11 protein-coding genes, 1 pseudogene and 1 riboswitch are annotated in these 13,769 nt (G+C 48.8%); of the genes and pseudogenes, 1 reads left to right on the top strand and 11 read right to left on the bottom strand.

What is annotated here, in order from left to right; all coding sequences use genetic code 11:
* Nucleotides 1-19: 19 nt before the first annotated feature.
* Nucleotides 20-391, bottom strand: a complete 372-nt coding sequence (locus JNC77_RS06305; protein ID WP_374830624.1) for a cobalamin biosynthesis protein — start codon at nt 389-391, stop codon at nt 20-22.
* Complete coding sequence (locus tag JNC77_RS06300) at nt 376-828, bottom strand: tellurite resistance TerB family protein (RefSeq protein WP_374830622.1); 453 nt, start codon at nt 826-828, stop codon at nt 376-378. The genes JNC77_RS06305 and JNC77_RS06300 overlap by 16 nt, the downstream gene beginning before the upstream one ends.
* A 169-nt stretch (nt 829-997) precedes the next feature.
* Here JNC77_RS06300 and JNC77_RS06295 point away from each other — a divergent pair, with 169 nt between their 5' ends.
* Complete coding sequence (locus JNC77_RS06295) at nt 998-1,783, top strand: TSUP family transporter (protein WP_374830620.1); 786 nt, start codon at nt 998-1,000, stop codon at nt 1,781-1,783.
* Here the strand turns inward: JNC77_RS06295 and JNC77_RS06290 are convergent.
* The 9 genes and pseudogenes from JNC77_RS06290 to JNC77_RS06250 all read right to left on the bottom strand — a co-directional run.
* Complete coding sequence (locus JNC77_RS06290; RefSeq protein ID WP_374830618.1) at nt 1,780-2,208, bottom strand: EamA family transporter; 429 nt, start codon at nt 2,206-2,208, stop codon at nt 1,780-1,782. The two genes, JNC77_RS06295 and JNC77_RS06290, sit on opposite strands and share 4 nt — an antisense overlap.
* A 56-nt stretch (nt 2,209-2,264) precedes the next feature.
* Nucleotides 2,265-2,903 (bottom strand): cob(I)yrinic acid a,c-diamide adenosyltransferase, encoded by a 639-nt coding sequence (gene cobO / locus JNC77_RS06285; protein WP_374830616.1) that lies wholly within the window; start codon nt 2,901-2,903, stop codon nt 2,265-2,267.
* Nucleotides 2,896-6,678 carry a cobaltochelatase subunit CobN gene (gene cobN, locus JNC77_RS06280; RefSeq protein ID WP_374830614.1) on the bottom strand — a complete coding sequence of 1,261 codons (3,783 nt, stop codon included), beginning with the start codon at nt 6,676-6,678 and terminating at the stop codon, nt 2,896-2,898. Before cobN ends, cobO begins: the two co-directional genes overlap by 8 nt.
* Before the next feature lie 3 nt (nt 6,679-6,681).
* Complete coding sequence (gene cobW, locus JNC77_RS06275; protein WP_374831115.1) at nt 6,682-7,734, bottom strand: cobalamin biosynthesis protein CobW; 1,053 nt, start codon at nt 7,732-7,734, stop codon at nt 6,682-6,684.
* 18 nt (nt 7,735-7,752) lie between these two features.
* On the bottom strand, nt 7,753-8,271 hold the full coding sequence (cobU, locus tag JNC77_RS06270; RefSeq protein WP_374830612.1) for a bifunctional adenosylcobinamide kinase/adenosylcobinamide-phosphate guanylyltransferase: 519 nt from the start codon (nt 8,269-8,271) through the stop codon (nt 7,753-7,755).
* 216 nt (nt 8,272-8,487) lie between these two features.
* Nucleotides 8,488-8,714, bottom strand: a riboswitch (cobalamin riboswitch).
* Nucleotides 8,715-8,774: 60 nt separating this feature from the next.
* Nucleotides 8,775-10,241, bottom strand: coding sequence for a cobyric acid synthase (locus JNC77_RS06265; protein WP_374830610.1), 1,467 nt, complete (start codon nt 10,239-10,241; stop codon nt 8,775-8,777).
* A gap of 424 nt (nt 10,242-10,665) precedes the next feature.
* Nucleotides 10,666-10,803, bottom strand: coding sequence for an entericidin EcnAB (locus JNC77_RS06260; RefSeq protein ID WP_374830608.1), 138 nt, complete (start codon nt 10,801-10,803; stop codon nt 10,666-10,668).
* Nucleotides 10,804-10,989: 186 nt separating this feature from the next.
* Entirely contained in the window at nt 10,990-11,244 is a 255-nt protein-coding gene (locus JNC77_RS06255; RefSeq protein ID WP_374831113.1) for a hypothetical protein, read from the bottom strand.
* A 160-nt stretch (nt 11,245-11,404) separates the two neighbouring features.
* A pseudogene (locus JNC77_RS06250) lies at nt 11,405-13,744 on the bottom strand (mechanosensitive ion channel family protein); the annotation flags it as partial.
* Nucleotides 13,745-13,769 lie beyond the last annotated feature (25 nt).

Genomic DNA, 13,769 nt, shown 5'->3' with positions numbered 1-13,769 from the left:
AATGCGATAATCGCATTAGCTATTGCGCTACTGCAAATGTCGTATTGGCAAAACTTACCTTCTCAACGATCAACATTGATTTTTGCCCAGCGGCCAGCAGCGCCGCAGCCTCGGCCACACCATGACAGCCAATTCGCTTAAACAACTGATCCGACGGATTTTTAAGCCGCGCAGTTACCGTTTCAAGTTCACTTGCTTCATAAAAGAAAACCGGCACATCAAAAAGCTTTTCCAATGCTGCAATCACATTACTCCCCTGTTTTGATGCAAGGGTGGCAATGCCATCAATCTGATACCCTGCTGTCACATGACGCGCCAACTCAGCCACTTCAGCAGGCGTTGCCGCACTGCTGAAGCCGATGCCTAAAACCGCCATTAACAACGGTCGCATTTGGAGGCGGTACTTGCTTCCTGCAATTCCTGCGGACTGACATTCAACACTTGAGCCACACGATTAATGAGCGCTGCCTCTGCCACGTCAAAATCATTATCCGAGCAAGCAACAGTCATCAGATCACGCAGCAATGTCACGCGGCGCTCCGGTGCCATTTCTGCAAGCATCGCCGCCGCCTGACGCGTATTGGTCTCATAGGCATAATCTTTAAGATATTCGGTAACTTCCGGCAGTTCTTCAGCCGAAATACCAAAATTGGCAAAAGCGATCTCTTTAAAAGACGCAATTTCTGCCGGATGTTGATCGCCATCGGCAAACACCACATGCATCAGCAACAACAGCTCTGCCGCCATTGCCGGATCTTCCGCCACCCGTTGCACGGCACTTTTCTGTGACAGAAATGCATAAATCCGGTCAAATAAGCTTTCAGCCATTGTCATAATCCCTCTTGAAGTCTTCGCATGTTTTGATTGAGCTAATGCCTGTTTAGTGTTGGCAAGCCTTTTTCCATAAAACAAGCTCTTTTTTAATTGGTGCTAAACCATTAAGACTTCGAAGGACTAAACACCGCCTTGCCACTTCATTCTCTCTCCGGCTTGCATCATGTTTGAATTTTTCGACCAGCTGACCCTGCTTCTCATCGCCGCTGCATTTGTTGCAGGTATTATAGATTCTATTGCAGGTGGCGGGGGCATGATTACCATTCCGGCACTTCTGCTGGCAGGCATGCCACCGGTGGAAGCACTGGGCACCAACAAACTGCAAGGGCTTTTCGGCTCCACATCTGCTACCATCGCCTTCACCCGCAAAGGGCATATTAATTTATCAGAACTGTGGCCAGCGGCATTAATGTCGCTCATAGGTTCGATATTCGGTGCCTTATTGGCAACCATTTTACCGATCAGCATTATTCGCGGTGCCTTGCCGATTTTGCTGATTTTGATCGCACTTTATTTTATGCTGAAGCCCAATATCAGTGATATTGACCGCACCAGCCGGATGAAACCTTTTCTGTTCGGCCTCACCATCGTGCCACTGATTGGTTTTTACGATGGTCTCTTTGGCCCCGGCACCGGTTCTCTCTTCATGCTGGCTTTTGTCTCCATCGCCGGATACGGCATTTTAAAAGCAACAGCCCACACAAAATTGCTCAATTGCGCCTCCAATTTAGGCAGTTTTGTTGCCTTCTCGCTGGTTGTCATGATCAATTGGAAATATGGTTTACTAATGGGAATTGCACAATTTGCAGGTGCGCAGCTCGGTGCATCACTTGCCATGCGGGTGGGTGCCAAAATCATTAAACCATTGCTGATTATTGTGAGCCTGGGCTTAGCTATCCGCCTCATGATGGAAGCAGATAATCCAATCCGGCTTTGGTTGGGTTTCTAAACCCGCAAAGCTACCAGCACCACGCCGCAGCCAATCAATACAATGCCGAACCAATTAATCATCGACATCCGCTCGCCAAGAAAAACGGCGGCAAAAATGGCAACCAATACTACCGACAATTTATCAACCGGTGCAACCCGTGCCGCGTCACCGACTTGCAATGCGCGAAAATAAGCGAGCCATGAAGCGCCTGTTGCCAAACCGGACAGTACCAAAAATACCCAAGACTTGGCCGAAATTTCAGATGGCGATTGCCATTGCCCCGATACACTTAAAAACACACTCAATGCACCAATGATTACAAAAGTGCGGATCAGTGTAGCGAAATCAGAATTGACGCCCTGAATACCCACTTTTGCAAAAATCGCTGTGAGAGCTGCAAAAACTGCCGATAAAAGCGCCCAAAATTGCCAGCTATCAACCATCATATTATCCATCATGGCATGCGCTCAAACTTCATAAAGCTTGAGCGCATTCAATTTTAAAATTCAATGCCTTTTTGTGCTTTCACACCAGAGCGGAACGGATGTTTGATCATTTCCATTTCGGTGACCAGATCAGCCACTTCAATCAGCTCATCCTTGGCGTTGCGACCAGTGATAATCACATGTTTCATCGGTGCCTTGGCTTTCAACACTTCGATCACTTCGCTTACTGGCAGATAGTCATAGCGCAGCACAATGTTCAGTTCGTCACAAAGCACCATGTCATAACTGTCATCAAGGATCATGGCTTTCGCCTGCTCCCATGCATCACGCGCCATCTGGATATCACGGGCGCGATCCTGCGTTTCCCATGTAAAACCTTCGCCCAATGCCGAGATTGTTACTTGGTCAGGAAATTTTTCTAAAACCCAGCGCTCGCCGGTATCCCAAGAACCTTTGACAAACTGCACCACGCCGATTTTCATACCATGACCGAGCGCGCGGAAAACCATACCAAAACCAGCGGTGGATTTACCTTTACCTTTACCGGTATTGACAATCACCAAGCCTTTTTCATCGGTTTTGGTGGCTTGCATCTTGTCACGCGCCGCTTTGATTTTCTTCATCTTCTCGGCATGACGCGCATTGAGCTCTTCTTCACTCATCCCCAGTATTTTATCTGTTTTTTCAGTCATTTGCCTGCCCTTCCGGAATCAAATTATGAGCCATCATTTCCAGTTCAAACCGAGCTGAATTCGAGCGCGGCGTCCAGAACTGCCGTTTAATGGCCTCTTCAAGTTTCTGTGCAATTTCACGCAATGCTGCCGGATTTCTGTCCGCAATGAAAGCCCGCACTTTAGGATCAACAATATAGGCTTGATAGACTGCCTCAAAATGATGGTTAGAGACAGCCCCCGTTGTGGCAGCAAAGGCGAATAAATAATCCACCGTTGCCGCAATTTCGACAGCCCCTTTATAGCCGTGACGCATCACGCCAGCGATCCATTTCGGATTGACCGCGCGCCCGCGCACCACGCGTGAAAGCTCTTCCTGCAAAGTACGGATGACAGGGCGTTCAGGCCGCGAATGATCATTATGATAGACATCAGGTGCCTTGCCGCTCAAATGCTCGACCGTTGCCGCCATGCCGCCTTCAAATTGATAATAATCATCAGAATCGAGCAGGTCATGTTCGCGGTTATCCTGATTTTGCACCACAGCATCGATTGCTTTGAGACGTGTTTCCAACAACCCGCGTTGCGCGTCACCCTCTTCACCTGCACCATAAGCATAACCGCCCCAGACAAGCCAAGCTTCCGCCAGATCACCACGCGCTTCCCAGCCGTTTTCATCCATCAAGGCTTGCAGACCCGCGCCATAAGCCCCCGGTTTTGAGCCAAAAATGCGATAGCCGGCTTGTTTGTCTGCTTCAGCTTCACTTGCACCATTGGCAATCAGCGCTTTCGCTTCTTCACCCATACGAGCGGCAACAGGATTATCGCCTTCGCTTTCTTCCAGCTTACCGACAGCGCGGATAGCCTTATCAAAAAGTACAATCTGTTCAGGAAAAGCATCACGGAAGAAGCCGGAAATGCGCAAAGTCACATCCACACGCGGACGGCCAAGTTTGGCAATCGGGATGATTTCATATCCCGTTACACGCCGCGAGGCCATATCCCATACTGGCTTTACTCCGATCAAGGCTAGGGCTTGCGCAATATCATCACCACCGGTGCGCATATTGGAGGTACCCCAAGCAGTCAGACCAAAGGAACGCGGCCAATCGCCATTATCTTGTGTATAGCGTGTGATCAGCAACTCGGCCGATTTTTTACCCAATTCCCAAGCAGCTGGCGTTGGCACGGCACGGCTATCCACGGAAAAGAAATTGCGCCCCGTTGGCAACACATCGGGGCGGCCACGCGTTGGCGCACCGGACGCGCCCGGATTGACAAAACGCCCGTTGAGCGCGGCCATAAAACCGTTGATTTCAGCAGCACCACAAGATTGCACCCGTGCGCGCAAATCATCATTGATACTGATCATGACCGCTTGGGTTTCAACCCAATCAGCCGGACATTCAATCTCTCCGCTCACCAGTTTTATAGCGAGCAGTTCAATGCGTTCAACCGTATCTCCGCAATTGCGCCACAGATCATCGCTCACCGCTTGCAAGATATCAGGCTTTGCCCCAGTCCACACCTCAGCCATAGCACAGTCAAGCGGGTCGAAACCGTCCAGCAATTGTGCATCTTTGGCAATGGCACGCTGTAAGCTTTGATCACTCTTGGCACCACCAAGCGACACAGCCATCCCGCGCGGCACACGGGCAAGCGCAACAAGCAAATCGGTAAGTAAGCGACCTTCCGGTGCCAGACCAAAAATATGCAAACCATCACGGATTTGCATTTCCTTCAGATCGCACAAATAGGCATCAAGCTTTTGCAGCGCCAAATCTTCATCATCATGGGCATGAATACCGGCATCCTGATCCAAGCCAATATCACGCACTAAATCCAAAATCTGACCTTTGAGACGGATAAGACGGCGCGGATCAAGTCCCGACGCTTCGTAATATTCATCAACCAAAGCTTCCAGATCTTTTAGTGGGCCATAGCTTTCAGCGCGCGTTAAAGGTGGGGTCAAATGGTCGATAATAACAGCACTGCTGCGTCTTTTGGCTTGCGTGCCTTCACCCGGATCATTGACGATAAAAGGATAGATATGCGGTGTCGCACCAAAGACAGCTTCCGGATAACAATTTTCCGATAAAGCCAGCGCCTTTCCGGGTAACCATTCCATATTGCCGTGCTTGCCCATATGGGCGATAGCATCCACTTTAGCCACGTCACGCAGATAAGCATAAAACGCCAGATAGCCATGCGGCGGCACCAAATCCGGCGAATGATAGCTTTCTTTCGGGTCGATAGTATAGCCGCGTGCAGGCTGTATTCCCACCAGCGTTTCGCCATATTGCATCAGCGACAAAGCAAAGCTTTGAGGCTTGTTCATAAAAAACGGATCAGCTTGCGGCTCGCCCCAACGAGCGAGCACCTCTTCCTGAATCTGATTGGGAAGTTTAGCAAAGAAAGCATTGTATTGATTCAAAGAAAGCGTATTGCGCACCACGCGCCCGTCAAGCGCTGCATTGGTGGGGCCTGCCATCAAATCACCAATCAACTGTTCGCCATCAACGGGCAAATCAACCAGCGGATAATTTTGCGCCTGCATCGCGCGCAGCACTTCTACAGTACCGGCTGGTGTGTCCAAACCAACACCATTGCCAAGCCGCCCGTCCCTGTTCGGGTAATTGGCAAGGACCAGCGCAACTCGCCGCTCCGACGGATTTTTTTCTCTTAAGCCTACCCATGCTTTGGCCAAATCCGCCACGAAGTTAACGCGGCTTTGTTCCGGCTCATGGGTCACAATATTGGCTTCCACCGAGGCATCATAATTCTTCGCTGACTTGAACGAAATCGCGCGGGTCAACACCCGCCCGTCCACTTCCGGCAAAGCGACATTCATCGCCAGATCGCGCGAGGAAAGCCCCTGCGGCGAACCCTGCCACATCTCCAGACTGGAACCGGATAAAATCACTTGCAGCACCATCGCGCCACTTGCTTCCAGCACTGTTGGTTGGCGCTCGACGCCCGGTACCGAAACCGCAAAACCGGTCGCATTTAAAACAAGCGACGGTTTATCTTCTTCAAAGATGCGCTCAACAACGGCCACTGAAACCGCGTCTTTCAAACTGCTGATATAGATCGGCAGCACGTTGAGATCACGCGCCTCTAACGCTTCGATCAGCGCTTCAATCGGCTTGGTCTGGCCGCTTTGCACCAGTGCGCGATAAAAACAAATCGCCACCACCGGTGCATATTTGTTGGCTCGCACCTCGCGCAATTCTGCAACCGATCTAACCCCACCTTCCGACCACCAAAGACCGGCCTTCAATAATGGTGCGGCTTCCACCGGACGCTCGCGCCCATCAATCAATGAAGCACAACATTCCAAAAAACCACGCGCATTCTGTGCGCCACCTTCGATCAGATAATGCCACAGACTATCCAGATCATGCGGGGCGACAGTTGAATAGCGCTTGAGGCTTGCATCAGGCTTATCGTCACCCGGCAAAACTGCGAGCATAACGCCGTGATTAACGGCGCAAGCATGCAGCGCTTCCAAGCCATATGGCCAGTAGCTTTCACCACCAATCACCCGCACGACAATCAGCTTTGCAAAACGCGCCGTGCGCTCCACATAAGTGTCTACCGACATCGGATGCGAAAGCGACATCATATTCACAAGCCGAAGCGTCGGCGCATCACTTAATGAATGATGCGCCGCAGCCAGACTTGCAAGCTCTGTATCAGCCGCAGAAAGAAACAAAATATCGGCGGGGCTTTGGCCTAAATCGATGGCTTCGCTGCCGTCGGCGATTGTCCCTTTCTGGGCAAGTAAAAGATGCATGGATTACGCTGCTTCCTGAACGGACTTGGCAATTGCTGCTTCATCAATATCATGTACGCCGATCACCACCAGCTTGGTGGAGCGGGCTTCACCATCAGCCCAAGGACGATCAAAATAATGCTCGATGCGTGAACCCACAGCCTGCACGACCAAACGCATCGGTTTGCCCGGCACATTGGCAAAGCCTTTCAGTCGCAGGATATCATGCTTGCCAATGATCTTTTTCAGGTTTTCGGCAAATGCTTTCGGATCATTCACATCACCGGCTTCAACCACAAAACTTTCAAACTCGTCATGGCTATGGGTGTGATCATCATCGTTTTCATGGTGCATTTCATGATGTGATTTGCGATTGGCAATATCATCTTCCGAACCAACACCAAGGCCAAGCAGAATATCTGCACCGATCTTGCCAAAACTTGCAGACACCATATTGGTCTGGCGGGATGAACGTTCCGACACATCTTTGCGCACAGCTACAAGCGCTGCTTCATCAAGCAAATCAGCTTTATTCAGCACGATCAGATCAGCCGCATGGATCTGATCTTCAAAAAGTTCCTCCAGTGGGCTTTCATGGTCAAGGGATTCATCAGCCTGACGTTGCTCATCAATCTTATCGTGGTCATCCGCAAAGCGGCCTTCGGCAACAGCTGCCGCGTCAATTACGGTTACAACGCCATCAACAGTCACTTGCGTTTTAATTTCCGGCCAATTGAATGCAGCCACCAGCGGCTGCGGCAGTGCCAAACCGGATGTTTCAATCACAATATGATCAGGGCGATCTGCGCGTTCCAACAATTTGGTCATGGTCGGGATGAAATCATCGGCAACGGTGCAGCAAATGCAGCCATTATTCAGCTCAATCACATCTTCTTCGGTGCAGCTTTCAATACCGCAACCTTTTAAAATGCCGCCATCAACGCCCAGATCGCCAAACTCATTAATGATCAGTGCAATGCGCTTGCCATTGGCATTTTCCAGCAAATTACGGATCATCGTGGTTTTGCCCGATCCTAAAAAGCCGGTAATGACGGTAGCCGGAATCTTTTGACCCATTTTTTGGCCCTGCATATTCTATCCCTTCATTTTCAACGACAAACCTGCCGCCATAAAGTAAACTTCGTGAGCTTTTTCTGCGACACGCTGATGTAAAAAGCCCGCATAATCCCTAAATTCCCGCGCCATCCGGTTGTCAGGCACAATACCCAATCCCACCTCATTGGAGACAAAAAATATCTCGCCGGAAGTTTTCGGAAAAGTCTCTAAAAGCCGCGCTGTTTCGGCTTCAATATCGCGCTCCGCCATCATCAGATTGGTGACCCAAAGCGTCAGACAATCAACCAGTACAAAATGATTTGGTGCGGCTGTTTTAAGCAAAGCATCCGCCAGATCAAGCGGCTCTTCAACGGTTGTCCAATTCAGGCCGCGCCTGTCTTGATGAAGATTGATGCGCGAACGCATTTCATCATCATAAGCGCGCCCTGTCGCAATATAAAAAGGCTGAAGACCAGAGTTCTCAGCGCAGTTTTCAGCGTATTTTGATTTCCCCGAGCGAGCACCGCCGAGAACAAGCGTAATTTTAGCCGAGGGCATTTTAATTCAAACCCCGACTTCTACTGATGCGTAGCTTTTCACCTTTAAGGCAAATAATGATCTGCTTAAGAAGGAAACCTCCTGAAAGGGGGGGGCAGCACTTAAATTATACACACTAATCAGTGAAAAAAGCGCATTCGATGCGCTATTGTTAGCGTGTGCAGCCATGACAACCTCCGTGCAGGCAGCGAGGAAACCTCCCCTAAGGTGCAGGCAATATGCCTTTTACAACAGGCAGGTCTCCTGGCTCGCGGGTCATTAAGATGAAGCCGCCTTCCCGGTTTCCCAGTGGCTGCGGGTATTAACAACCCACATGGCAACATCCCTCACCGCTCTACAGTCGCGGGGTCGGCTGCTATCAAAATGCTTGATATCAAGCATTTCTCGCATTCCCTCTTCGTTCATCAAATAAGATGATGAAAACCTGATGCAATGGCCTGACATTATGCTGTGTACCAATGATCGTCAATCAACTTGAGACAGTCTGAACTGTGGATCAATGTTTAAATTTTCACAGGCAAACTTAATTGTAACAAAACCTCAATATCCAGATACTGCTCCAAATTATCAGCAAGCTCATTCAATGCATCATCAACACTGGCACGGTAATTTAAACCTGCATCACGCACACCAAGCTTTTCCAGCAATTTTGCCCTGAAACTGTCGGATGCAAAAAGACCATGTAAATATGTGCCGAAAATGCGCCCGTCGGCAGAAACGGCACCGTCAGCACGACCGTCGACAAGCGCAAAAGGGCGCACGCAATCTGCACCACTACTGACACCGCAATGAATTTCATAACCGTCGACAGCTGCGTCATAGGCAAGCGCCTTACCCCGTACTTGACCGAGTATCTTCTCGGCTTTCATAACGGTTTCCATCTGCAAAAGGCCTAATCCTTCAGCTTCTGCAATATCACCATCAATCTGCTCCGGATCACTGATTTTTTGCCCCAGCATCTGATAACCACCGCAAATGCCGATCACATAACCACCACGTTTGACATGGTCATGAATTTGAACGTCCCAACCATTTTCACGCAAGCGTTTCAGATCGCCAATCGTCGATTTTGTCCCAGGCAAAATGATCAATCCGGCATCTAAGGGTATGGGGTCGCCTGCCCGCACCATCACCAGTTCCACATCCGGTTCGGCTTTCAAAGGATCAAGATCATCAAAATTGGCGATTCGATCCAACATCGGCACGGCAATTTTGAGAGCTTTTCCTTGGGGTTCAACCATCTTCTCCAGCACCACCGAATCTTCGGCAGGCAAACGGCCAACAGCTTTGAGCCAAGGCACTACGCCCAAGGACGGCCAGCCGGTAAATTCGGTAACCGAACACAAGCCATCATCAAAAAGCGACACATCACCGCGAAATTTGTTAATCAAAAAACCGACAATCATGGCGCGGTCTTGTTCGGGTAAAATCGTATGAGTGCCCACGAGCGAGGCAATCACCCCGCCACGATCGATATCACCGACCAACACCACCGGCACACCGGCCTTGGTGGCAAAGCCCATATTGGCAATATCATTTTGACGTAAATTAATTTCAGCCGGAGAACCTGCACCTTCAACCAAGACAATATCAGCACCATCGCAAATGTGCAGCCATGACTGCATTACCGCATCCATAAATTGCGGCTTCAAGCGCTGATAATCGCGCCCCTTTGCTTGCCCACGGACTTTGCCTTGCACGATAATCTGACTACCTGTTTCGGATTGCGGCTTTAATAAAACAGGGTTCATATGCACGCTTGTCGGCATACCGCAGGCCAATGCCTGCAACCATTGTCCACGGCCAATCTCGCCGCCATCATCGGTCACGGCAGCATTATTCGACATATTTTGTGGTTTGAACGGGCGCACTTTAAAACCGCGATTGCGCATCACACGACAAAGACCGGCCACAAGAACCGTCTTGCCCACATCAGACCCAGTACCCTGAAACATAATTGCACGTGTCATAATCCTGACCTATCGCAATCAGCAACATATGCATAGAGGCCAATGACGAGAATTCACGATGATAAAAACGAGCCTCGTTCAAAACAAATTCGTATCCGATATCTTTAAACAAATGCGCAGGATAATTTTTACCAGTCTTTAATAAACAGCCGAAAATAACCTGAATTAACGATCAAAAAAGTGCAATCTTTAGACTTACTTAAGCTTCTGATAACCATCCGGTAAGAATGTCCTGTTAAAAAGATCATCGAGACGGCAACAAACCGCCTCGATGCTCCGGATAAGGTATTGCGTACCGGAGCCTATAGTATGTCTCACCAGTGTATTGTTCGGTGAGAGCCATGCGTTTGTTGGCAAGACCGTGCATCTCCGGATAGCGCGGTTTTTGCCATTTTCATATGTTGATCAAATAAAAATAAAAGTATTAGTTTTTAACGGTATCTTCAACCGCTTGAGCTGTCCCTTTCACATCACGACCGACACCGCGCACAGTGTTGGCACAAGAAACAAGTGTAAAAGCGCAAAGAATAATTGCGATGGGTGCAATGCGAGAAAGTTTCATCAGCTTCTGTCTCCTTATGATGCATTTTAAACTTTACATGCAATACTATCATAACGCTGAAGATGAGAAGTGGTTGCTCATGGCTAAAAATATTTTACAACTATAATAATAGAAAGCCCGCAATCACCAGATTATGGGCTTTTCTTCTAATATCATGCGAGAATATGAAATCTGGATAAAGAAAGATTATTTAATCTTTGCCTGACCACCGCTGATCGTTACGGCTTCACTTCCGTTCAAGGCTTCACGATCACCGCCCGGCATGGTGACAAAACAACCCGAAGGGCAAAAATTCACAGTTTCACCCGGCGCAATCACCAATTCGTGCTTGGATGCACCTTCGGTGACAACAATGGTCTGGGCAGTTGAATCGCCGTTGGTAACGGTCGCGGCCATTGCAAGAGCATTCATAGCTCCAGAAATAACAACTGTCATGACCATGACTTTACCGAATTTGATCATTTTGCTTCGATGTTGCCATCGTCCCTTTTTGGATCGGATGAAGCCTTTGCTCCATCCTGTCTGTCTTAGTAATGCTAAATTTATAATACACTCAAGCTGAATATTGGCTGAACAAGTTTTGTTCCCCAGTCTATGATTACACCTCGCTATCTTTTTCGGCTTCTATATCAGCTTCGGCTTTTGCAAGAGCGGCGGCTTTTTCTGCTTCAATCTCTTTGTCTAATTGTTTCAATCGCTCAATAGCGCTGAAACGCAGTTCATTCTTAACATCGGTTGAATTCGTGATATCAGCCAAATAAGCATAAATATCAAAAGTCAGCAGCGTATAAGAGACATTGTTAAGCGCCACATATGGTGCCGGATTTTTCAAAACAGACGGATTGGAGCGAACCACTTCCAGTAATGCCGCATGGATACGACGCGGTTCATCTACCATCGGGATCTGAAAATTGACCTCAATACGCCCAAGCTTATTATGATGTGTCCAGTTGCCGACATTACCGTTGATCAAGGTCGAGTTCGGCACAATAATCGATTGGCGCTGAAAGGTTTCAACTTCCGTTGCACGCACACTGATTTTTTTAACGGTACCGCTCACTGTACCGGCTTCAACCCAGTCCCCCACTTTAAAAGGACGCTCAGCCAGCAAGATCAAACCGGAGACAAAATTTTGCACGATATTTTGCAAACCGAAACCGATACCCAGTGACAGACCACCGGCAATCAGTGCCAAATTAGAAAGATTGAAGCCAGCGGCAGAAATTCCAACCAGTGCAGCCAGACACAAACCTATATAGCCGACTACGGTGCGGATGGAATTACGCACACCTACATCCACACGTCCGCGCACCATCACTGTTGTATCAAGCCATTTCTGAAACCAGCGGGTGAAGAAATAGACCACAAAAAACAAAAGAATGCCGGTTAATATTCCAGTCAATGAAATTGAAAAATCACCAATGCTGAAACCGGTCATCAGCCGGAAGAAGGTATTTTTCAGCTCATTCCACTGGAAGCCAAGCTGCATCAGAATTAACGGCAAGCCAATGAGCAGAACCAGCAAATTGATCATGATACCAACGATCAACCCGGCCTGATCCATCGAACTGTCATCCAGGTTGAACTTGTTTTGCAAGCCCTGACCAATTTTAGTTGACTTGAACGCACCTTCTTCAATGATGGCACGGGCTGTCAAAAATCCCAGATACATCATAATCAAGAAAGCGCCGCTGACCATAATCTGCTGTGAGGCGAAACGCGCAAAGCCGATATAACCGGCCAGAGCGCTGATGACAGGCACTAAGCCCAACAAAATCAGCAAAACTTTAGCCGGTTTCGGCCAACTGCGAATTTCTCCGTCTTCGTCGTCCTGAATAGGTTTCAGCAGTGCGATCCAAATAATCAGCGCGCCAATAACCAATGACGAAACCAGACTTTTTGCCATCGTCAGCGACAAAGGCGATGACAGCACTTGGTTGACGGTACTAAATACATAATCAAGCCCGTTGACCAGCGCAGCCGTCGAGGCCAGAACAAGCATGACCTGTCCCGGACGCGCGGCAACCGGTATCAGCCGCCATACCGGCATATCGGGGCTGATTAACGCTTTCGACATCCTGTAAATGAAATAAACCAGTCCGGCTGAGCTGAATATCGAGCGCAAAATCAGCGCAATATCACTGCGTAAAACATTGAAATAATCAAGTAAAAAGTATGTTGTAGCGAAGAACACCCCAACCGCTGCCGATGGTATCAACGTTGACCAGAAAGCAACGGACAGGCGACTCAAATAAGTCGGATTTTCAACAGTAGGATCACGCTGATAGATGCTGCCTAAAAAATAACGCGCTCCAAGCTCCAGAAGTACCGCGGCCATAAGCGCAAAGAATGTGGCCGCCAGAAACGAGTTAAGTTTAAAAGAGACGACAAAACGCCACCAGGAACGGACAATTTTGCCCAGCGCCGTGAGTTGATCGCTGGCAGCGGTTGTCATCTTAGTCCCTAATGAATAATCAATATGTACCCGTTGTGACAACGTGCCGGTGAAAAGATCGCGCCTTATCGTCACCACTTTGTTGCTTAATTTATGAACCTGCATGGAGACATCTTCTGTCTCCCCCAGCGCTACATTGATCTGCGCTTTTTCGTTGGTGAGACGAACGCGTTCTTCTGTTACTTCTTCAGCTTCACTTGCAGAATCGGCCGGCGCACTGCCAAGTTGCTCCAGACGCGCATTAATTTCGCTAAGCCTTGGCCGGTAAGACACCCCAATATCAAGAAGCTTTCTTGATGCATCATCCAACTTCAATTTAATGTTGGCCAGTTCCTCATCATTGGTGAGGTTTTGCTCCAGCCGGGTTTCGAGCTGACTGACAGACTGCTTCAGTTCATTGATAATAGGTCGTTTTTCTTCAACCACCGTTTCCGCATGGGCAACAAACGTAAACCCTGCAATCAGCCAAATAAAAAGAAAAGCGATAAGCCTGCGTCCCAAAAACCGGTTC

It is taken from the genome of Paenochrobactrum pullorum, from assembly GCF_041929845.1.
GTDB lineage: Bacteria > Pseudomonadota > Alphaproteobacteria > Rhizobiales > Rhizobiaceae > Paenochrobactrum > Paenochrobactrum pullorum.
Note: the sequence above shows the minus strand (reverse complement) of the source record. Positions and strands in the feature narration are given on the sequence as shown.